This window comes from Pseudomonas sp. O230, assembly GCF_045447035.1.
Taxonomy (GTDB): Bacteria; Pseudomonadota; Gammaproteobacteria; order Pseudomonadales; family Pseudomonadaceae; genus Aquipseudomonas.
In genome coordinates this window covers 448,769-469,963 of record NZ_JBJGXN010000001.1, presented here as the reverse complement: position 1 = coordinate 469,963, position 21,195 = coordinate 448,769, and the positions used below count along the sequence as shown (strand labels likewise).

General features: G+C 61.5%; 19 protein-coding genes. 5 read left to right on the top strand and 14 right to left on the bottom strand.

The genetic code is table 11. The features are described from left to right. Window positions 1-46: 46 nt before the first annotated feature. Both ACI77H_RS02245 and ACI77H_RS02240 read left to right on the top strand, forming a co-directional pair. The gene (locus ACI77H_RS02245; RefSeq protein WP_407010141.1) at window positions 47-1,417 is read left to right on the top strand and encodes a DUF2868 domain-containing protein; all 1,371 of its coding nucleotides are present in this window, start codon (window positions 47-49) and stop codon (window positions 1,415-1,417) included. Between the two features lie 4 nt (window positions 1,418-1,421). Beyond that, complete coding sequence (locus ACI77H_RS02240) at window positions 1,422-2,786, top strand: GTPase/DUF3482 domain-containing protein (RefSeq protein ID WP_407010348.1); 1,365 nt, start codon at window positions 1,422-1,424, stop codon at window positions 2,784-2,786. A gap of 111 nt (window positions 2,787-2,897) precedes the next feature. Here the strand turns inward: ACI77H_RS02240 and ACI77H_RS02235 are convergent, their stop codons facing one another. From ACI77H_RS02235 to ACI77H_RS02200, 8 genes are all read right to left on the bottom strand, one after another. Then, window positions 2,898-3,431: a hypothetical protein gene (locus ACI77H_RS02235; RefSeq protein WP_407010140.1), complete on the bottom strand. Its 534-nt coding sequence runs from the start codon at window positions 3,429-3,431 to the stop codon at window positions 2,898-2,900. A 93-nt stretch (window positions 3,432-3,524) separates the two neighbouring features. Then, window positions 3,525-4,124, bottom strand: coding sequence for a phosphonate degradation HD-domain oxygenase (locus ACI77H_RS02230; protein ID WP_407010139.1), 600 nt, complete (start codon window positions 4,122-4,124; stop codon window positions 3,525-3,527). Beyond that, a complete protein-coding gene (locus tag ACI77H_RS02225) occupies window positions 4,124-5,257 on the bottom strand; it encodes a TIGR03364 family FAD-dependent oxidoreductase (RefSeq protein WP_407010138.1) in 1,134 nt (377 codons plus the stop codon). Before ACI77H_RS02225 ends, ACI77H_RS02230 begins: the two co-directional genes overlap by 1 nt. 158 nt (window positions 5,258-5,415) lie before the next feature. Continuing rightward, window positions 5,416-6,441, bottom strand: coding sequence for a putative 2-aminoethylphosphonate ABC transporter substrate-binding protein (locus ACI77H_RS02220; protein ID WP_407010137.1), 1,026 nt, complete (start codon window positions 6,439-6,441; stop codon window positions 5,416-5,418). Window positions 6,442-6,481: 40 nt separating this feature from the next. After that, window positions 6,482-8,206 carry a putative 2-aminoethylphosphonate ABC transporter permease subunit gene (locus ACI77H_RS02215; RefSeq protein ID WP_407010136.1) on the bottom strand — a complete coding sequence of 575 codons (1,725 nt, stop codon included), beginning with the start codon at window positions 8,204-8,206 and terminating at the stop codon, window positions 6,482-6,484. Beyond that, window positions 8,206-9,282, bottom strand: coding sequence for a putative 2-aminoethylphosphonate ABC transporter ATP-binding protein (locus ACI77H_RS02210; protein WP_407010135.1), 1,077 nt, complete (start codon window positions 9,280-9,282; stop codon window positions 8,206-8,208). The genes ACI77H_RS02215 and ACI77H_RS02210 overlap by 1 nt, the downstream gene beginning before the upstream one ends. A 256-nt stretch (window positions 9,283-9,538) precedes the next feature. Beyond that, window positions 9,539-10,402: a LysR family transcriptional regulator gene (locus ACI77H_RS02205; RefSeq protein WP_033060537.1), complete on the bottom strand. Its 864-nt coding sequence runs from the start codon at window positions 10,400-10,402 to the stop codon at window positions 9,539-9,541. 16 nt (window positions 10,403-10,418) lie between these two features. Continuing rightward, complete coding sequence (locus ACI77H_RS02200) at window positions 10,419-12,704, bottom strand: heavy metal translocating P-type ATPase (RefSeq protein WP_407010134.1); 2,286 nt, start codon at window positions 12,702-12,704, stop codon at window positions 10,419-10,421. Between the two features lie 85 nt (window positions 12,705-12,789). On the opposite strand from ACI77H_RS02200, the gene cadR reads away from it, so the two are divergent. Then, window positions 12,790-13,239 carry a Cd(II)/Pb(II)-responsive transcriptional regulator gene (gene cadR / locus ACI77H_RS02195; protein WP_407010133.1) on the top strand — a complete coding sequence of 150 codons (450 nt, stop codon included), beginning with the start codon at window positions 12,790-12,792 and terminating at the stop codon, window positions 13,237-13,239. A gap of 127 nt (window positions 13,240-13,366) precedes the next feature. Here the strand turns inward: cadR and ACI77H_RS02190 are convergent, their stop codons facing one another. The 3 genes from ACI77H_RS02190 to ACI77H_RS02180 form a co-directional block, all read right to left on the bottom strand. Beyond that, window positions 13,367-14,338: a thymidylate synthase gene (locus ACI77H_RS02190; protein WP_407010132.1), complete on the bottom strand. Its 972-nt coding sequence runs from the start codon at window positions 14,336-14,338 to the stop codon at window positions 13,367-13,369. Between the two features lie 50 nt (window positions 14,339-14,388). Continuing rightward, on the bottom strand, window positions 14,389-15,195 hold the full coding sequence (lgt, locus tag ACI77H_RS02185) for a prolipoprotein diacylglyceryl transferase (protein WP_150638041.1): 807 nt from the start codon (window positions 15,193-15,195) through the stop codon (window positions 14,389-14,391). Window positions 15,196-15,278: 83 nt separating this feature from the next. Then, on the bottom strand, window positions 15,279-16,061 hold the full coding sequence (locus ACI77H_RS02180) for a sulfite exporter TauE/SafE family protein (RefSeq protein ID WP_407010131.1): 783 nt from the start codon (window positions 16,059-16,061) through the stop codon (window positions 15,279-15,281). 121 nt (window positions 16,062-16,182) lie between these two features. On the opposite strand from ACI77H_RS02180, the gene ACI77H_RS02175 reads away from it, so the two are divergent. After that, window positions 16,183-16,929 (top strand): NRDE family protein, encoded by a 747-nt coding sequence (locus tag ACI77H_RS02175; protein WP_407010130.1) that lies wholly within the window; start codon window positions 16,183-16,185, stop codon window positions 16,927-16,929. 127 nt (window positions 16,930-17,056) lie between these two features. Here the strand turns inward: ACI77H_RS02175 and ptsP are convergent, their stop codons facing one another. Together ptsP and ACI77H_RS02165 are read right to left on the bottom strand one after the other, a co-directional pair. Beyond that, window positions 17,057-19,336, bottom strand: coding sequence for a phosphoenolpyruvate--protein phosphotransferase (gene ptsP, locus ACI77H_RS02170; protein ID WP_407010129.1), 2,280 nt, complete (start codon window positions 19,334-19,336; stop codon window positions 17,057-17,059). A gap of 22 nt (window positions 19,337-19,358) precedes the next feature. Continuing rightward, window positions 19,359-19,838, bottom strand: a complete 480-nt coding sequence (locus tag ACI77H_RS02165; protein WP_007897732.1) for an RNA pyrophosphohydrolase — start codon at window positions 19,836-19,838, stop codon at window positions 19,359-19,361. A gap of 143 nt (window positions 19,839-19,981) precedes the next feature. On the opposite strand from ACI77H_RS02165, the gene ACI77H_RS02160 reads away from it, so the two are divergent. Further along, window positions 19,982-20,638: an HAD family hydrolase gene (locus ACI77H_RS02160; RefSeq protein ID WP_407010128.1), complete on the top strand. Its 657-nt coding sequence runs from the start codon at window positions 19,982-19,984 to the stop codon at window positions 20,636-20,638. Window positions 20,639-20,758: 120 nt separating this feature from the next. Here the strand turns inward: ACI77H_RS02160 and ACI77H_RS02155 are convergent, their stop codons facing one another. Further along, the gene (locus ACI77H_RS02155) at window positions 20,759-21,184 is read right to left on the bottom strand and encodes a DUF2269 domain-containing protein (RefSeq protein WP_407010127.1); all 426 of its coding nucleotides are present in this window, start codon (window positions 21,182-21,184) and stop codon (window positions 20,759-20,761) included. Window positions 21,185-21,195: the final 11 nt, after the last annotated feature.

The following is a 21,195-nucleotide window of genomic DNA, read 5'->3' as shown; positions in this document are numbered from 1 at the left end:
GCCACAGCGGTTATGCTCACAGCTCAATTGAGCGACGGGATGCCGCGTGACTGAACTGAATAACCTCTGGCTGACGGAAACCATTCGTCTGCGGGAAGAACACGCCGGCCCTCTGGATGACCTGGAAGCCAACCGACTGGCCCGTAGCGCGGGCGGCGACCTGCCGACACGGATTCAACATCGAGCCTTGTGGCTGGCCGAGCGCGACGGTTTGACCGAAGCCCTCAGACATTGGCTGCAAGGCGCGCGACTGGCGCTGCTGATGTTGGCCGTGCTGGCCGTGGTCAGCGGCGCCGGTCTGGCGTTTGCCGCGCTGGGTGACGGACAAACCCCGGTCAATGTGTTCTGGGCCTTGGGCAGCCTGCTCGGGCTGAACCTCATTCTGCTGCTGAGCTGGGCGCTGGGCCTGGTGTTTGCCGGTGAACATGGCGCAACGCTGGGGCGCTTGTGGTTGTGGCTCAGCGAAAAACTCGCCCGCGACGCCAAAGCCGCGCAACTGGCACCCGCCCTGCTGTTGTTGCTGCAACGACAAAAACTCAATCGCTGGGCGCTCGGTGTGTTGGTCAATGGCCTGTGGTTGCTGGCGATGCTCAGCGCATTGGTGATTCTGCTGATGCTCATGGCAACCCGGCGCTATGGCTTCGTCTGGGAAACCACCCTTCTCGGCGGCGACACGTTCGTCGCCATGACCCAGGCTCTAGGCGCCCTGCCGGCGCTGCTGGGCTTTAGCGTGCCCACCGTGGAAATGATCCGCGCCAGTGGCGATGCCGCACTGAACATCGAAAGCGCTCGTCAGGCCTGGGCCGCGTGGTTGGTGGGCGTGTTGCTGGTCTACGGGGTTTTGCCGAGGTTGTTGTTGGCGCTGTTGTGCCTATGGCGCTGGAAAAGTGGCCGCGCCAGGTTGCGTCTGGATCTGAACCTACCCGGTTACGCGCAACTGCGCGAACGGCTGATGCCCACCAGCGAACGCCTGGGCATCAGCGACGCCGCGCCCGCGCATCTGCATCGCGTCGAAAGCACCGTCAGCGAACTGCAAAGTGCCGGCGCGTTGCTGGTGGCCATCGAGCTGGACGATCAACGGCCGTGGCCGCCAGCGCTGCCGAAAACCGTGAGCGACGCTGGCATCCTCGACAGTCGCGAATCGCGCAACAAACTCCTTGAACAGCTGAGCCGTTTCCCCCCGGCCCGATTGGCCATCGCCTGTGATCCACGGCGCTCGCCGGATCGCGGCAGTCTCGCACTGATCGCCGAACTGGCCCGCAACGCCAGTGCCACCCGCGTCTGGTTGCTGCAAGCACCGCCCGGCGAAGCGCTGGATGCCGAGCGCCTCGGTGACTGGCATGTGGCGTTGCAGCAACTGAACCTGCCCTTCGCCGACTGCGCGCCGTTGAGCTGGCTGGAGACCGGTCATGACTGATTCGTTGAAAGCGCCGTTGAAGCTCGCCGTGGTCGGCCACACCAACGTCGGCAAAACCTCGTTGCTGCGCACGTTGACCCGTGATGTCGGTTTCGGCGAAGTCTCCCATCGCCCGAGCACCACGCGACACGTCGAAGGCGCGCGGTTGTCAGTGGACGGCGAGCCCTTGCTCGACCTGTTCGACACCCCGGGCCTGGAAGACGCCATCGCCCTGCTCGACTACCTCGAACGCCTGGAGCGTCCTGGCGAACGCCTCGATGGCCCGGCGCGGCTGGCGCGTTTTCTTGAAGGCAGCGAAGCGCGGCAGCGGTTCGAACAGGAAGCCAAAGTGCTGCGGCAGCTGCTCACCTGCGATGCCGGCCTCTATGTGATCGACGCCCGCGAACCGGTGCTGTCCAAGTACCGCGACGAACTGGAAGTGCTGGCCAGTTGTGGCAAACCATTGCTGCCGGTGCTGAATTTTGTCAGCAGCGCCAACCACCGCGAACCGGATTGGCGTGAAGCGCTGGCGCGTCTGGGCTTACATGCCCTGGTGCGTTTCGACAGCGTGGCGCCGCCGGAAGATGGCGAACGTCGACTCTATGAAAGCCTGGCGCTGCTACTGGAAAGTTCTCGCGAGCAACTGGAGCGTTTGATCGCCGATCAACAAGCCCAACGTCTGGCCCGCCAACAAAGTGCGGCGCGGCTGATTGCTGAATTGTTGATCGATTGCGCGGCGTGTCGGCGCAGCGTGGTCAGCGACGCGGAACAGGAACAACAGGCGATCGGCGAACTGCGCAAAGCCGTTCGGCAACGGGAACAGCGCTGCGTCGAAGCCCTGCTCAAACTCTATGCCTTCCGCCCACAGGACGCGGCGGCCAGTGATCTGCCGCTGCTCGATGGCCGCTGGGGTGATGACCTGTTCAACCCGGAAACCCTCAAGCAACTGGGCGTGCGCGTCGGCGGCGGCATCGCGGCGGGTGCGGCAGCCGGGGCCGGGGTGGATCTGCTGGTGGGCGGCTTGACCCTCGGCGCAGCCGCGCTGGCCGGCGCGATTGCCGGCGGCGCCCTGCAAACCGCGCGCAGTTATGGCAGCCGGTTGCTGGGCAAGATCAAGGGTCAGCGCGAATTGACGGTCGATGACAGTGTGCTGCGGCTTTTGGCACTGCGTCAGCGGCAATTGCTTCAGGCGCTGAATGCGCGCGGGCACGCGGCGATGGACAGCATTCAAGTCGCCACGCCACAGGACAAGAGCTGGCGCGAAGGCAAACTGCCAGAAGCCCTGAACAAGGCTCGGGCACATCCGCAGTGGTCGTCGCTAAACCCGCACGCGAAGTTGAATCAGGCGGAACGGCAGGAGCAGATCGAGGTGTTGGCGCAGCAGCTTTAGTTCTGAGGTGTAAGCGCGGACCTCATCGCGAGCAGGTCGCACCGTCGCGCCCACAGGGAAATGCTTATTCCTTGCGGGAGCGACGGTGCGACCTGCTTCAGACTTCGACGCTTACTTCCATTTGAACTTCAGGTAGGTATCACTCAGCAACGACACCAGCTCACGATCCGCCGCATCCGTATCGCCATCGTTATCCATATCAAAGTGGATCGACCAGTCCAGTCTCCCATTGTTATCGGTGTCGTAGGCAGCCGCGGTGTAAGCCAGCGTCTTGTCCGTCGGTTTTCCCGTGCCTTCGTGAAAGTGCAAACGCACCGTATCCGGGCTGCCATCCCCGGCGACATCCTCGGTGAACATTTTCAAATAACGCTTTGTAGAAGCGCCGGGGTTGAACCAGTTGAGTCTGAGACAGGCATTGGCGAAGGTCTTTAACAGACGTTGGTCAACGCTGTTTTCCTTATCGTCATTAGTGACGTCGCCCATTTTGTAATCGACTTTGCCATCGGCATCGAAATCCAGTGCGAAGGCTTTGTTGACGAGGACATCGTCACCGGGTGTACAGGCGGATTCATAAAACTGCAGCAGAACAGAATCGGCCCGACCATTGCCGACCCGATCCTGAACGGTGACTTTCAAATAGCGCATGAGTGTTCCTCAACAATAAAGACACTCAAACACTAGCCGCTCGAAAACACGCGAGCCATGGCTCAACTTCGCCACAGTAAGTAAGGGGTTTCGCTAAAGACAAGCCGTAAAGGGATTCTCAGTTGAAGGAACACTGGCCTTGGCCAGCAGCGCCGATGCCTTTGCCTTTAACACTTCGAGATCAATCACTGGCACCCACATTTCCTTGGCCAACTCATCCCAATGCCGCATGCGCAAACTGACGGCGCACAGCGGGTCATGTTCGAACGCTTCAGCCTCCGCCTCGGTCATCACCCCGCCCTGATACGCCAGGGTCCGGCGGCTGGCTTCGCTCAATCGCGCGTAGTACCCAGGCGTTTTGAGTGTCAGATAACGCTTGGCCTGAACGTGGTACTCCACCAGCCGCGCCATACGCTCGCTGAAACCTGCGCGACGTAAGTATTCAGCACCCAACTGCTCGTGGCCGACCACGCCAAAACCGCCCATGTTCTCGGCACCCTCGACGCAGATGTGCCCGATGTCGTGGAAGAACGCGGCGAGCACCACTTCATCATCGAAGCCTTCCGCCATGGCCAGCTCCGCAGCCTGGGACATGTGCTCGACCTGCGACACCGGCTCACCGATGTAATCGCTGTCGCCAAAGCGCTCGTACAAACCGAACACCTCGGCGATCACTTGCGCAGTGCGGTCCATCAACGCTCTCCCAACAATGTCGCGACATTGTGCTCGGCCATCGCGGGCCCGACGCTCATGCCGACGCCGGTGTGCATCAGTGCCACGCTCACGCCCGGCATCGGCCGCAGGAACGAGAACGGCCCCGGCCCCCGCGAACCATAGACACCCTGCCAGCGTTCGAGCACTTGCACCTTGCAGCCCAGCGTCTGCTCGGCCAGTTCGATCATCCAGTCGTCGACCTGCTCGGCGTTGAATGGCGAGGGGTCGCGGCCATAGTGGTGGGAATCGCCAATGATCAGTTCGCCGTAAGGCGTCGGGCTGATCAGCAAGTGAATACCGTTTTCGTGCAAGTGCGGTTCTTCACGCAGGATCTGCGCCTGCACCGCCGCCGCTTCCGGCAGGTCGGCGAAGGCGCCGTAATGCACGCAACTCAAACCAGTGAGCAACGCGTGTTGAAGGTTGAGGTTGATCTGCGGTCGGGCGCGGAGCATTTGCAGGCGGCAGATTTGCGGGTCAAGCGCGGCGATCGGCTCGGCGAGCAAGGTCTGATAATCGTGGCCGGAGCAGACGATGATCTGCTCGGCGCTGAAGGTGCCGGCGGTGCTGTGCAAACGACCCGGCTCGATGTCGCGCACGAGGGTAGAGAAGTGAAACTCGACGTTCATTTCACGGCGCAGGTAATCGATCAACGCCGGGATCGCTTCGCGGGAATACAGTTGTTGATCGTCCATCCCGTGTAACGCGGCGCGGTGATGACGGAACTGGCCGCCGTACAGGTCACGCAATGCGGCGCCGCGCAGCAGGTCGACGCGGTAACCGTGTTCCACGGCGCGTCCGGCGCAAAAAGCTTCCAGCAGGTGTTCTTCGGCTTCGCTGCGGGCGAACAGGTACGAGCCGTTGCGTTTCAGTTGCAGGCCAGCCAGTTGCGCCCATTGGCCCCAGATCTCGCGGCTGGCCTTGGCCAGTTCGAGCATCGGGCCGGGTGGCTGGCCGGTGACCAGCGCTTGGCCGAAGTTACGCACCGAGGCGCCCAAGGGCGTTTCGCTGCGTTCGAAAACCGTGACCTTGAGACCGCGTCGGGCGGCAGCGTAGGCGTGGGACAGGCCGAGAATGCCGGCGCCTACGATCAGCAGGTTGTTGTGGTGTGTCATGTGGATTTGTCCTGAATTCAAAGCCGCCATCGCTGGCAAGTCGAAACGTCGCACCGCAGCTCCCACAGGGATTTAGGGTGAACACAGGTTTTGTGAACACCACGGACCCTGTGGGAGCTGGCTTGCCAGCGATGAGGCCCTGTCAGCCAATAGAGATCTTACTTGGCAGCCACTTTCTCGGACTTGCCGTCATAGCGCTTGCGCCACTCGCTCAGGATCTCGTCGCGATTTTTCGACGCCCAGGCAAAGTCGTTCTTGATCAGACGCTGCTCGTAATCCGCCGGCAATTCAGTCTGCGGCTTGGCAATCCCCGGCTGTGCAAGCACCGCGAAGTTCTCTTTATAAAGCTCCATCGCCGCCGGGCTGGCCGAGAAGTCAGCCAGCTTCTTCGCCGCGTCTTCGTGCGGGGTGCCCTTGATCACCGCCGTTGCTTCGATCTCCCAGCCCAAACCTTCTTTCGGCAGGATGATGTCCAGCGGTGCGCCCTGACGCTTCAACTGAACAGCCGGGTATTCAAAGGAAATACCAATCGGAAACTCCCCCGCCGCCGCCAGTTTGCAAGGCTTGGAACCGGAGTGGACGTACTGGCCGATGTTCTGGTGCAGGTCATCCATGTACTGCCAGCCCTGCTTCTCGCCGAAGGTTTGCAGCCAGGCGCTGACGTCGAGGAAACCGGTGCCGGACGAGGCCGGGTTGGGCATGACGATCTTGCCTTTGTACTCAGGCTTGGTCAGGTCCTGCCAGCTCACCGGTTTGCTCAGCCCCTGCTTTTCGGCTTCGACGGTGTTGAAGCAAATGGTCGCGGCCCAGACGTCCATGCCGACCCACGCCGGAGGGTTGGCGGCGTCGCGGTAGTTGCCGCCGATCTTGCCCAGGTCCTTCGGCGCGTAGCTTTGCAGCATGCCTTGCTGATCGAGAATCGCCAGGCTCGATGCCGCCAGGCCCCACACCGCGTCAGCCTGCGGGCGGGCTTTTTCCGCCAGCAGCTTGGCGGTGATGATGCCGGTGGAATCACGCACCCACTTGATCTCGACGTCCGGGTTGGCTTTTTCGAACGTTTCTTTGTAGGTCTTCAGTTGTTCGGCTTCGAGGGCGGTGTACACCGTCAACTCGGTTTTCGCCGCGAAGGCGTTCAGGCTGAAAGCGGTGAGGACAGCAGCGGCCAGGGCCAGGGGCTTGAACATGATCTTTTCCTGTTTTGAGTTGAGGTTGCGGGAGTGGAAATCAGTGACCGGGCGCGGTCTGCCGCCAGGCCTGGGAGCGGCGCAGCAAACCGCGCGAGGCCCCGGCCAGCAGCAGCGACACGCCCGCCGAGGTGAACAGAATCAGGGTCGACATCGCCGCCGCGCCGCCAACGTTGCCGGCGTCGTCCATGTTCAACACCGCCACCGCCGCGAGGAGGGTGTCGGGGCTGTAGAGGAAGATCGCCGCCGAGACGGTGGTCATCGCCGAGACGAACAAGTAGCGCACGATGTCCAGCAGCGCCGGCAGGCAGATCGGCACGGTGACGCGCAGGTAATGCCGGTATAGCGGCGCTTTGAGCGACAGCGCGGCGGCTTCGAACTCGGCGTCGAGTTGACGCAGCGCGGTGGTCGCGGTCATTTGCGCGGTGGTCAAATAGTGAGCAATGGTGCAGACCACCAGCAGGGTCATGGTGCCGTAGAGCACATGCAGCGGGTTGTCGCTGAGGTTGAAGAAGAAGACGTAACCCAGGCCCAGCACCAGACCCGGCACCGCCATCGGTACGAAACTGAGCATGCGCAGGGTCAGATTCAGTCCGCGCTGGCCCTTGGTTTTTTCCATCAGGTACGCGCCGGTGAAGATCAGCACGCTGCCGATCAACGCCGTGCACAGGGCCATCTTCACGCTGTTGCCGTAAGCCAGCCAACCGCCACCCGCCGTGTCGTTGAACTGGTAATGGTTGAGCGACAGCGACAGGTTGTACGGCCAGAATTTCACCAGCGACGAGAACACCGCCATGCCGAACACCAACAGCAACACCGCGCAGATCAGCAACACGATGGCCAGGTAGCAACCGTCGCGCAGCTTCGACGGTACCGGTTGAAAGACCTGTGCACGACCGCTCATGGAGTCACCGTGACGCCGACGCAACCAGGCATCAACCGCGAAGCTGAACAGCGCCGGCAGCAACAGGACCATGCCGATCAATGCACCGCGACCGAATTGTTGCTGGCCGACCACGGCTTTGTAGGCTTCCAGCGCCAGCACCTGATAGTCGCCGCCAACCACCACCGGCACGCCGAAGTCGGTGATGGTCAGGGTGAAGACCAAACAGAACGCTGCGAACACTGCCTGACGCGTCGCCGGCCAGGTGATGCTGCGGAAGGCCTTGGCCGGACTGGCGCCCATGCTGGAGGCGGCATCGAAGAGGCGCGCATCCGCCAGGGACAGCGCCGACAGCAAAATCATCAAGGCGTGTGGGAAGGTGTAGATCACCTCACCGAGAACAATGCCCCAGAAGCCGTAGATATTGTCCGAGAGCAAACCGCGCAACAGGCCCTGGTTGCCGAACAGATAAACCAGTGCAATGCCCGGCAGCATCGACGGCGCCATCAGCGGCAACAACGACATCCCACGCCAAATGCCTTTGCCCGGAATCAACGTGCGTTGCAGCGCGTAGGCAAACAGGTAGGCCAGCGGTACGACAATGGCCGCGACGCTGAGGGACACTTTCAGGCTATTGCCGAGCAGCCAGTGAAAATTCGCACTCGTCACCAGTTCACGCGCCGCGACCAGACCACCGCCCTGCCCGGCTTCCGAGCTGAAGCCACGCCAGAAGATCGCCAGCAACGGCATCAACACCGCGACGCAGAGCAACACCAGTAAAAGCACTTTGCCACCGACCACGAACACCCGGTCACCGATCTCGGCACGGGAGGTCTGCCGAACCTGCTTGTGCGGGATCGGCAGCGCGATGTGCGCGCTCATCAGGCAAACACCTGCAGGCTGTGCGGCGGCAAGGCGACCATGATTTGCTGCGCACCGAGGCGCGGCATGGCTTCCGGCGCCAATTCCGCCAGCAATGCGTGGCCCGGCAGTTGATCGAGTTCGAAACTCATGCGGCAACGGTTGCCGAGGAAGGTGATTTCGCGAACCTTGGCCGGGAACAGGTTTTCCTCATGCACCAGCGGGTTGACGTTGATCGCCTCAGGCCGGCAGAACAACCGGCCTGACGCGGCTTTGGCGCTGCCGTCCGCCAAGCGCATGTTCATCCCGCCAACCTGCGCATGGCTGTCGCTGCTGCGCTGGAATGGCAGCCAGTTGCCTTGGCCGACGAACTCCGCCACAAACGGCGTGGCCGGGCGGTCGTAGATTTCCTGCGGCGTGGCGTACTGCTCGACCTTGCCGTTGTTCATCACAGCGATACGATCGGCCATCAGCATGGCTTCGTCTTGATTGTGCGTGACCATCAGCGTGGTGATGCCGAGGTTGCGCTGCAGTTGGCGCAGTTCGGTGCACAAGTGCTCGCGAACCCGGGCGTCGAGGGCCGACATCGGTTCGTCGAGCAGCAACAAGGACGGCGACGGCGCCAAGGCGCGGGCCAGTGCGACCCGTTGCTGCTGACCGCCGGACAATTGGCCGGGGTACTTTTTCTCGCTGCCGGTCAGGCCGACCAGTTCCAGCATCTGACCGACACGCTTGCGCACTTCATCGCGACCGCTACCAGCGAGGCCGTAGGCAATGTTCGCTTCGACGGTGAGATTGGGGAACAGCGCGTAGGACTGGAACAGAATGCCGTAGTCCCGGGCCTGAGGTGCCAGGTGCGAGACGTCGCGATCGCCAAGGTACAACTCGCCGCTGTCCTGCTTCTCGAGACCGGCGATGCAGCGCAGCAAGGTGGTTTTGCCACAACCCGACGGCCCCAGCAGACACACCAGTTCACCGGCCGCCACGTCGAGGGAAACGTTATCCAGCGCAGTGAAGGCGCCGAAGCGCTTCTGCACGCCACGCACCCTCATTGGGGCGCCGGGGTTGGTCAGGGCAGTTGCGATGGAGTGGTTCATGGACAGGCCTCATCAAGCAGATGGGGCTCATCCTAGGGATGTAATGCGTCCGTCATGTGGCAGTGAGGCCAAAACGGCTGATAGTGGTATTCGGGGATTTGGGTTGGGCCTTCAAGGCAGGTGGTGTCTGGACTGACGCCTTCGCGGGCAAGCCCGCTCCCACAGTGGGCAGTGGTGCTCACACATCTGGTGCTCACCACAAAACCCTGTGGGAGCGGGCTTGCCCGCGAAGAGGCCATCAGCTTCGCCGAAAGTCTCAGGCCGGCGCCATCTCCTGCGCCAACCCGAGAAACGCCGCCGGCAACCGCGCGCCTTTGCGCTCCTTGAGGCAGTACAAATACTCGGGAATCTGCGGCGCATTCTCGATGGTCAGCACACGCAACTGCGGATCATGCGGTACTTCCTGCCGGGCAATGATGCTGATCCCAATGTTGCGCAGCACCGCCTCACGAATAGACTCACGGCTGCCAATCTCCAGCAACGGCCCGAAACTCACCCCGGCACTGGCCAGCAATTCTTCAGTCAGCCGCCGAGTGGTCGAGCCGGACTCACGCATCAACAACGTATGCCCGGCCAACGCACTCAGCGGCACATGATCATGCACCGCCAACGGATGATTGCGATGCACCGCCAACACCAGCGGATCGCTGCCGAGCACCCGGCGAATCAGTCGCGCATCATCAAGCAATTGCGAGGAAGCGGCGACGTCGACCCGGTAATCCTCCAAGGCTTCAAGGACCTGCTGCGAGTTGCCGATTTCCACCGACACTTCCACTTGCGGCAAGCGCTCGCGGAAGGTCTTCACCAGATCGAGGATGTAATACGGAGCGGTGGCGGCGATGCGCAGCGTGCCCTGGACCTGGCCGCTGTTACGCAGGAAAAACTCGATGTCGGCTTCCTGTTGCAACAGCGCCTTGACCATCGGCAACAACCGCGCACCTTCATCGCTGACACTGAGGCGGCGGCCGCCACGGTAGAACAGTTCGACCGAGTACTGGCTTTCCAGGTTGCGGATCTGCGTGGTCACGGTGGGCTGGCTCAGGCCAAGTTTTTTCGCCGCCAGGGTAATGCTGCCCAGGCGGGCCACCATGTAAAACGCCTTCAGCTCGGCACTCAGCACACCCGCTCCTCATCGCTTACTTGCGCAACAGGCGCAAACCGTTGAACACCACCAACAGGCTCACGCCCATGTCGGCGAACACTGCCATCCACATGGTGGCGATCCCGGCGAAGGTTACCCCAAGAAAGATCGCCTTGATGACCAATGCGAGGGCGATGTTCTGTTTGAGGATGCTCGACGTCTGCCGCGACAACCGGATAAACGCGGGAATTTTGCGCAGATCGTCGTCCATCAGGGCGACATCGGCGGTCTCGATAGCGGTATCGGTGCCTGCGGCGGCCATGGCAAAACCGATCTCGGCACGGGCCAGCGCCGGGGCGTCGTTGATGCCGTCGCCGACCATGCCGACGCGATGGCCCTGGGCATAAAGTGCTTCGATGGCTTGCAGTTTGTCGGTCGGCAGCAGATCGCCTTTGGCCTCGTCGATGCCGACCTGCGCGGCAATCGCCTGGGCGGTGTGGACGTTGTCGCCGGTGAGCATCAGGGTCTTGATGCCCAGATCGTGCAGCTGCTGGATCGCCTCGCGGCTGGATTCCTTGACCGTATCGGCCACGGCAAACAGCGCCAAGGGACCGGATTTGTCGAGCAGCAGCACCACGGACTTGCCCTGTTTCTCCAGCGCAAACAGCTTTTCTTCCAGCGCGGGCGAACACAGATTCAGCTCTTCCACCAAACGGTGGTTGCCCAAGTGGTAGGTCTTACCGTCGATCTCGCCGCGCACCCCGCGACCGGCGAGCGCTTCGAAGTTATCCACAACGAGCGAGGAAAACGATTTATCCACAGCCGCGTTGGCAATAGCCAGCGACACCGGGTGGTCCGAGCGGCCGGCCAATGCGGCCGCAATTGCCGGCGCCGAGGCCTCGGCCGTCGGATCAAGCGACAGATAATCAGTCTGCACCGGCTTGCCGTGGGTGATCGTGCCGGTCTTGTCCAAGGCCAGGTAATCCAGCTTGTAACCACCTTCCAGATAAACGCCGCCCTTGACCAGAATCCCTTTGCGCGCCGCCGCCGCGAGGCCGCTGACGATGGTCACCGGGGTGGAAATCACCAATGCGCAGGGGCATGCGACCACCAGCAACACCAGTGCGCGGTAGATCCAGTCGAACCAGACTGCGCCCATGAACAGCGGCGGAATCACCGCCACCGCGAGGGCGAAGATGAACACGGTGGGGGTGTAGATTTTCGAAAACTGGTCAACGAAACGCTGGGTCGGTGCCCGTGCGCCTTGCGCCTGTTCGACGGCGTGGATGATCCGCGCCAGGGTCGAATTGTTGGCCGCAGCGGTCACGGTGTATTCCAGCGAACCGGCCTGGTTGATGGTGCCGGCGAAAACCTTGTCGCCAATGGTTTTCTCAACCGGCAGGCTTTCCCCGGTGATTGGCGCCTGATCGATGGTTGAACTGCCGGACACCACTTCACCATCCAGACCCACTCGCTCACCGGGCCGAACTCGTACCCGCGCACCCAGTTCGATGGTTTTGACGTCCTGCAAAACCCAACTGCCGTCGGCCTGCAGCACCGTCGCCTGCTCCGGCGTCATCTGCATCAAGCCGCTGATGGCGTTGCGCGCGCGGTCCAGGGACTTGGCCTCGATCAACTCGGCCACGGTGAACAGGAACATCACCATCGCCGCTTCCGGCCATTGCCCGATCAGGACCGCGCCGGTCACCGCGATGCTCATCAATGCGTTGATGTTCAGGTTGAGGTTCTTGAGTGCGATCCAGCCTTTTTTGTAAGTGCTGAGGCCGCCACTGAGGATCGAAATCAGCGCGATGATTGCCACCACCCAGTTGGGCGCCGCACTGGTGAAGTGGATCACTTCGGCGGCGAGCGCGGTCACGCCGGACAGCGCCAACGGCCACCACGGTTTTTTCTCAGGTGCCGGCGCGGGTGTTTCGACACCCTGCTCCAGCGGCTCGGCCTGCATGCCGAGGGACTTGATCGCATCGATGATCGGCGCGGTGCTTGGCAAGTCGTGAGTGACGCCCAGCACGCGGTTGATCAGGTTGAATTCCAGTTGCTGCACACCGGCGAGCTTGCCCAGTTTGTTCTGGATCAGCGTCTGCTCGGTCGGGCAGTCCATCGCGTCGATGCGGAAACTGCTCAACCGCGCATTGGCGGTTGGCGTTTCGCTAAGTTTGATCAGCGCCGGCGCCGCCGCTTTTGAGGAGCAGCAGGAATCCCCATGACCACCATGGTCATGCTTGTGCACAGGCTGCAGCTTGTGGCTGTGATCGTGATCGTGATCGTGATCGTGATCGTGACCAGCCTCGGGGGTGTGGGTGTGTCGGGAATCGCTCATTGGGTCGCGTCCATGAAGGTGCCTGTTGCCAAGTAAAGACCCTGTAGCCACTATAGGGTCAAGCACCTATTTTGAGATGACCCTCATGAAGATCGGAGAACTGGCGAAACTGACGGACTGCGGCGTGGAAACCATCCGCTATTACGAGCGCGAAAACCTCCTGCCGGAGCCGGCCCGCAGCGACGGCAACTACCGCGTCTACACCCAGGACCACGCCGAGCGCCTGACCTTCATCCGCAACTGCCGCACCCTCGACATGACGCTGGAAGAAATCCGCAGCCTGCTGGCCTTGCGCGACAGTCCGCAGGATCAATGTGAAAGTGTGAATGCGCTGATCGATGAGCACATTCACCACGTGAAAGCGCGGATCGATGGGTTGTTGGCGTTACAGGCACAACTGCTTGACCTGCGCCAACGCTGCGGCGAAGGGCCGGAAATTGATCAATGCGGGATTTTGCAAAGGTTGGAAGTGAGCGGCGGGGTTGTGGCGACGGAGGTTGAGCATTCACATGTGGGCCGCAGTCACGGCCATTAAACCCACCGCATAACCAAATGTGGGAGCGAGCTTGCTCGCGAAGACGGTGTGTCAGTCGACAGAAATGTTGTCTGACACACCGTCCTCGCGAGCAAGCCCGCTCCCACAATTAGTGCGGTGTTGAGACTTAAACCGCCATCGGAGCGGTCATCGGCGGATGGTGCTCGTAGCCTTCTAGCGAAAAATCGCTCGGCTCGATCAACTCAAGCCATTCCGGCTGATAAACACCGGTCTTGGCAAACTCCGGCACACGATCACTGATCACCAGCTTCGGCATCGGGAACGGCTCGCGCTTGAGCTGTTCGTTGAGCATGTCCAGATGGTTTTCGTAGACGTGAGCATCACCGATGAAATAGGTGAACCAGCGCGGCGTGTAGCCGGTCAGGCGACCGATCAGGCTCAGCAGCGCAGCGCCTTCGGTGAGGTTGAACGGCGTGCCCAGCCCCAGGTCGTTGGAGCGGATGTAGAGCGTCAGAGAAATCTCTTTGGTCTCGACATTCGGGTGGAACTGGTACAGCAAGTGGCACGGCGGCAGGGCCATTTCATCGAGCTGCGCGACGTTCCAGCCGTGGAACAGGATGCGACGGCTGCCCGGGTCCTTGATGATGGTGTCGACGCACTGGCGGATCTGGTCGATCGCCTTGTACAGGACGACGTAGGCCTGACCGTCTTCTTCGCCTTCAGCAATCTGCCGGTAGCCTTGCTTCAGGGTCTGCTCGATGGCGGCTTGATTGCTGACCGGGATCTGCTTGTACGCCGGCCATTTGCGCCATTGCACGCCGTAGATCTCGCCGAGGTCGTCTTCGCCCTGACGGAACGGGTTGGCCAGCCATTGTGCGTTTTCGTTGGCGTTCTGGTCCCAGACCTTGCAGCCCAGCGCACGGAATTCGGCGGCGTTGTTCACCCCACGCAGAAAACCGCACATCTCGCCGATGGCCGATTTGAAGGCCATTTTGCGCGTAGTGATCGCCGGAAAACCTTCCTGCAGGTCATAACGCAGCATCGCGCCCGGGAAGCTGATGGTGTTCACGCCGGTGCGGTTGGCCTGTTTGGTGCCGTTCTTGATGACGTGGGCGACCAGTTCGAGATATTGCTTCATGAGTTACCTGTGTCCTTGAACCCGGAGGCCGTCGCCCCCGGGGTTCGAATTTATACGGCTGCCGCTGGAGTTGCCGGGGCGCGGTGATACGCCAGCCAGATCAGGAACAGACCGCCGACGATCATCGGCACGCAGAGCACTTGGCCCATGGTCAGCCAGTTCCAGGCCAGATAGCCCAGCTGCGCGTCCGGCACGCGGACGAATTCGACGATGAACCGGAAGATGCCATAGAACAGCGCGAACATCCCGGACACCGCCATGGTCGGCCGCGGCTTGCGCGAAAACAGCCAGAGGATGGCGAACAGCGCCACGCCTTCCAGGGCGAACTGATACAGCTGCGACGGGTGACGCGCCAGTTGCGCCGGATCGGTCGGAAAGACCATTGCCCATGGCACGTCGGTCGCCTTGCCCCACAACTCGGCGTTGATGAAATTGCCAATACGCCCGGCGCCCAGGCCGATCGGCACCATCGGCGCGACGAAGTCCATTAACTGGAAAAACGACTTGTTGTTCTTTTTACCGAACCACAACGCCGCCAGCATCACGCCGATAAAGCCGCCGTGGAACGACATGCCGCCCTTCCACACTTCGAAAATCAGCGTCGGGTTGGCCAGGTAAGCACTCAGATCGTAGAACAGCACATAACCCAGGCGACCGCCGACGATAACGCCCATCGACATCCAGAAGACCATGTCGGAAAGTTTCTCCTTGGTCCAGGTCGGGTCGAAACGGTTGAGCCGGCGCGACGCCAGCAGCCACGCACCGCCGATGCCGATCAGGTACATCAAACCGTACCAATGGATTTTCAGCGGACCGATGGCCAGGGCCACCGGGTCGATCTGCGGGTAAGGCAGCATTGCGACTCCTCGTTAGAGTTGAAAGCTTCAAAATTCCCGGGCGACGCTGCCACCTCAGGATTAAGCCAGGATTGTGCGATGGGTCAGATCAGAAAATTCAAACCCACGCAGAACAGCAAAGCGGCGAACAGTCTTTTCAGCAACTTCGGCGACAGCCTGTGGGCCAGCCGCGCACCGAGGCGGGCGAAGACCATGCTGGTCAGGGCGATCCCCAGCAGCGCCGGCAAATAAATAAAACCGAGACTATGGGCCGGCAGCAACGGATCGTGCCAGCCCAGAATCATGAAACTTAATGCACTGGCCAACGCAATCGGCAGACCGCACGCCGAGGACGTCGCCACCGCTTGCTGCATCGGCACGCTGCGCCAGGTCAGGAACGGCACGGTCAGCGAACCGCCACCAATCCCGAAAATCGCCGAAGCCCAGCCAATCACCGTGCCGGCCACGGTCAGACCGACTTTCCCCGGCACCGTTCGGCTGGCCTTGGGTTTGACGTCCAGCGCCAGTTGCGCAGCGATGACCAGGGCGAATACGCCAATGATTTTCTGCAGGTTTGGCCCGGATATCGCTTCGGCCGTCAGCGCGCCGAACCCGGCGCCGAGCAGGATGCCAACGGTCATCCAGGCAAAAATCGGCCAACGCACGGCGCCGCGGCGATGATGCTCGCGCACCGCGTTGACCGAGGTAAAGATGATCGTTGCCAGGGACGTACCGACCGCCAGGTGCGTCAGGATCGAGGCGTCGAAACCCTGCAAGGTGAAACTGAACACCAGCACCGGGACGATGATAATTCCGCCGCCGACGCCGAACAGTCCGGCCAGCACGCCTGCGCAGGCGCCGAGCGCCAGATAGAGCAGAAATTCCATGTACGACCCCCAAAGAAGAGCGGCATGGTAACGGATGCATGGCCTTCGGCTCCACTGGATGGCGATGGATACCCGCTCAATGACTGCGTAGAGTGGGCAAAAAACACACAAGGACCACCTTATGTGCCTGATTGTCTTTGCCTGGCGCCCGGGTCACGCCCAGCCGCTGATCGTCGCCGCCAATCGCGACGAATTCTACGCCCGTCCCACCCTGTCACTGGCGTCATGGCCCGAAGCGCCGCACGTCCACGCCGGACGCGACCTCGAGGCCGGCGGCACATGGATCGGTGTCGGCGCCAATGGGCGCTTCGCGGCGCTGACCAATATTCGCGATCCCCATCAACCGGCCGGTCGAAAATCTCGAGGCGAACTGGTCGCGCGTTTTCTGGGAGGGGACATGCCAATTGATGATTACTTGGACGACGTTGTCGGACGTTCGCTGGAATATGCCGGTTTTAACCTGCTGATCGGCAATGCCAATGAACTGTGGCACTTCAATGCGCGGGAGTCTGAAGCGGTGCTGCTGCCGGCCGGGGTGTATGGGGTGTCGAACGCGGGACTGGATACGCCGTGGCCGAAGTTGCTCAAGGCGCGGGCGGCGCTGGAGACTGTTCTGGAGGATCCGCAGCCGGAGGCGTTATTGGCGTTGCTCAGTGATTCGCAGACAGCAGCATTTGCAGACCTGCCGGACACGGGTGTCGGGTTGGCGACCGAGGCGTTGCTGTCGAGTGTGTTCATTGCCAGCCAGAGCTATGGGACTCGGGCGAGTACGGCGTTGATCGTTCATGCAGACGGGACACGACATATGGTCGAAAGGAGTTTCGGGCCATATGGGGGGCATCTTGGGGAAGTGGAGATCAGGATATAGATGGTTTTGTCAGGGCTGACGCCATCGCGGGCAAGCCCGCTCCCACAGGGTCCATGGTGTTCACACATCTGTGCTCACCCTAAATTCCTGTGGGAGCGGGCTTGCCCGCGATGGGAGCGCCGCAGATTCAGAGGGGTTTGACCGCAGCCGGATTGACCATCTTCGCCAACCCAAGGTTCTTCAGCGCCAATTGCAGCGAACTGTGGATCACTTGCGGGTTGTCGATGGTCATCAGCTCCGCGAGCAATTCCTTGGCCTTGCTCAGGTTGATCTGGCGCAGCATCCACTTCACCTTCGGCAGGTTGGTGGCGTTCATCGACAGGCTGTCGAAGCCCATTGCCATCAGTAGCACCGCCGCCGCCGGATCACCGGCCATCTCGCCGCAGATGCTCACAGGCTTGCCTTCGGCATGGGCATCACGCACCACGTTCTGCAACGCCTGGAGCACCGCCGGGTGCAGGTAGTCGTAGAGGTCGGCCACCCGTGGGTTGTTGCGGTCCACGGCCAGCAGGTACTGGGTCAGGTCGTTGGAACCGACCGACAGGAAGTCCACTTGCCGCGCCAGTTCCTTGGTCTGATAAACCGCCGCCGGAATCTCGATCATCACGCCAATCGGCGGCATCGGCACGTCGGTGCCTTCGTCGCGGACTTCGCCCCAGGCGCGGTGTATCAGGTGCAGGGCTTCTTCCAGTTCGTGGGTGCCGGAGATCATCGGCAACAGAATCCGCAGGTTGTTCAGGCCTTCGCTGGCCTTGAGCATGGCGCGGGTCTGCACCAGGAAGATTTCCGGGTGATCGAGGGTGACGCGAATGCCACGCCAGCCGAGGAACGGGTTGTCTTCCTTGATCGGGAAGTACGACAGCGACTTGTCGCCACCGATGTCCAGGCTGCGCATGGTCACCGGTTGCGGGTGGAACGCGGCGAGCTGCTCACGGTAGATCGCCAGTTGTTCCTTTTCGCTCGGGAAACGCTGGTTGATCATGAACGGCACTTCGGTGCGGTACAGACCAACACCCTCGGCGCCGCGCTTTTGCGCCCGCGCCACGTCCGCCAGCAGGCCGGTGTTGACCCACAGCGGCATGCGGTGACCGTCGAGGGTCACGCACGGCAGGTCGCGCAGGGAATCGAGACCGAGCGCCAGTTGCTTCTCTTCTTCCACCACCTCGGCGAACTGCTTGCGCAGCACGTCGCTGGGGTTGGTGTAGACCTCGCCGCGATTGCCATCGACGATCAATTCGATGCCGTCGACCTTGGCATACGGCAGATCGACCAGGCCCATCACCGTCGGGATGCCCATCGCCCGCGCAAGGATCGCGACGTGAGAGTTACCGGAGCCGAGAACCGAGACCAGACCGACCAGCGTGCCTTCTGGCACTTCGCCGAGCATTGCCGGCGTCAGTTCTTCGCTGACCAGAATGGTTTTTTCCGGGTAGACCAGATTCTGCTGGCGCTCTTCCTGCAAGTAGGCGAGCAAACGGCGGCCAAGGTCCTTGACGTCCGAGGCGCGCTCACGCAGGTAGGCGTCGTCCATCAATTCGAAACGATTGACGTGCTCGGTAACCACTTGGCGCAACGCGCCCTGGGCCCACTGACCGGTCTTGATCACCGTGGTCACTTCGCTGCCCAGCGCCTCGTCGGCGAGCATCATCAGGTAGACGTCGAACAAGGCCCGCTCTTCGGGGCGCAACTGCGAGGCCAGTTTGGCCGACAACGCACGCATGTCGGCGCGCACGCCTTCGATGGCGGTCTTGAACAGCGCCAGTTCGGCGTCGATGTCGGTGATGGTCTTGTCCGGCACCACGTCGAGATCAGCCGGTGGCAACATGACCACCGCCGTACCGACCGCCGCACCTGGCGAACCTGGCACGCCGACGAACTTGGCTTCCTGGATGCCTTTGCCCTGACGGCCCAGGCCACGGATCGAACCGGTGGCCTCGGCGTGGGCGATAACCCCGGCGAGCTGCGCGCTCATGGTCACGAGGAAGGCTTCTTCGCCTTCATCGAACTGACGACGTTCTTTTTGCTGAATGACCAACACGCCGACAACGCGGCGGTGGTGAATGATCGGCGCGCCGAGGAATGAGGCATAGCGCTCTTCACCGGTCTCGGCGAAGTAGCGGTAGCGCGGGTGATCCGCGGCATTTTCGAGGTTCAGGGGTTCTTCACGCGTGCCGACCAGGCCGACCAGACCTTCGTTGGGTGCCATGCTGACTTTGCCGATCGAGCGCTTGTTCAAGCCCTCGGTCGCCATCAGCACGAAGCGGTTGGTCTCGGGGTCAAGCAGGTAGACCGAGCAGACCTGGCTGCCCATGGCCTCTTTGACGCGCAACACAATAATCCCCAACGCCGCCTTGAGATCCTTGGCGGAGTTAACTTCCTGGACGATCTTGCGCAGCGTATTGAGCATGGCTCGGGGTCGAACTCCGTCGTCAGTCGCGCGCTAAAAGGCGCGGGGCAAGCTCTTTGAGAGCGCGTCGATACACCTCGCGCTTGAATGTCACCACCTGGCCCAACGGATACCAATAGCTGACCCAGCGCCAGCCATCGAATTCCGGTTTACCGGTCAAATCCATCCGCACCCGCTGCTCGTTGGAGATCAGGCGCAGGAGAAACCATTTCTGTTTCTGGCCGATGCACAGCGGTTGGCTGTGGGTACGGACCAGACGTTGCGGCAAACGATAGCGCAACCAGCCCCGGGTGCAGGCGAGAATTTCAACATCTTCGCGCTCCAGACCCACTTCTTCGTTCAACTCGCGGTACAAGGCGTCTTCCGGCGTCTCCTGAGGGTTGATACCACCCTGTGGAAACTGCCAGGCATCTTGATTGATACGGCGAGCCCATAGCACCTGTCCGGCATCATTCGTGAGAATGATCCCGACATTGGGGCGGAAACCATCGGGGTCGATCACGGCAACAACCTCGCAAACGCATGTCGCCGCATTGTTCCACAAAGGTTGTGAAGGCAGCAACGAGCCGGCCTACCTTATGTGCACTCTTGTGAAAAGTCCGTATTCTGGACGCCTTTCTACAGACTTTTCAGCGAGTAACTGCAATGCGCCTGGCTTTATTCGACTTGGACAACACGCTTTTGGGCGGCGACAGTGACCACGCCTGGGGCGATTACCTGTGCGAACGCGGCTTCCTCGACGCCGTCGCCTACAAGACACGCAACGACGAGTTCTATCAGGATTACCTGGCCGGCAAGCTGGACAACGCCGCCTACCTCAACTTTTGCCTGGAAGTCCTGGGCCGTACCGAAATGGCCACGCTCGATCAATGGCACAGCGATTACATGCGCGATTGCATCGAACCGATCGTGCTGCCCAAGGCGATCGAGCTGCTGGCCCAGCACCGCGAAGCGGGTGACAAACTGGTGATCATCACCGCGACCAACCGTTTTGTAACCGGGCCGATTGCCGAGCGCCTGGGCGTCGAAACCCTGATCGCCACCGAGTGCGAGATGGTCGATGGTCGCTACACCGGGCGCAGCACCGACATCCCGTGCTTCCGTGAAGGCAAAGTGACGCGGCTGAATCGCTGGCTGGAAGAGACCGGGCATTCACTGGAAGACAGTTACTTCTACAGCGACTCGATGAATGATTTGCCGCTGCTGGAACAAGTGGTGAATCCGGTGGCGGTTGACCCGGATCCTAACCTGCGCGCCGAAGCCGAGAAGCGTGGCTGGCCGGTAATTAGTCTGCGCGGCTGATATCGCCATCGCAGGCAAGCCAGCTCCTACAGAGGCTTTGGGTCGAACGCTAAATGTCGGCACGACGCAACACCTGTAGGAGCTGGCTTGCCAGCGATGGGTGCGACTTGGTGCCAACCCTTAAACCGGCTTCGCGCCCATCAACCCTGCAATCGCGATAAAACAAACAAAGCTGAGCAGTGCAAGGGCAAAGGTGAACTTGCCGCTCCCTCCCGATGCAGTACGCAATTTGTTAAGCCGCACCAGCAACCAGAACCAGCCCAACGCCGCCACGGTGTAGAGCACGCTGGACGCCAGCAACCAGGTCTGCCCCAGCGGCCAGCCCACCAGATGCACCATCCACCAGCCCGTAAACGGCATGCTCAGCAACGCCACACCCATCAGTAGCCAGACGAACACTCGTGGCCGCTGCAGCGTGCGTGCCGCAGCAGTCACATCGCCATTACGCCGCGTTTGCCAGACCCAGATCCCCAGGCCCAGCGCACAGCCCAACAGTATTGCCGTCGCCGCGGTGTGAGCCATTTTCAGGGCAGTTAACGTTTCCATTGTTCGATTTC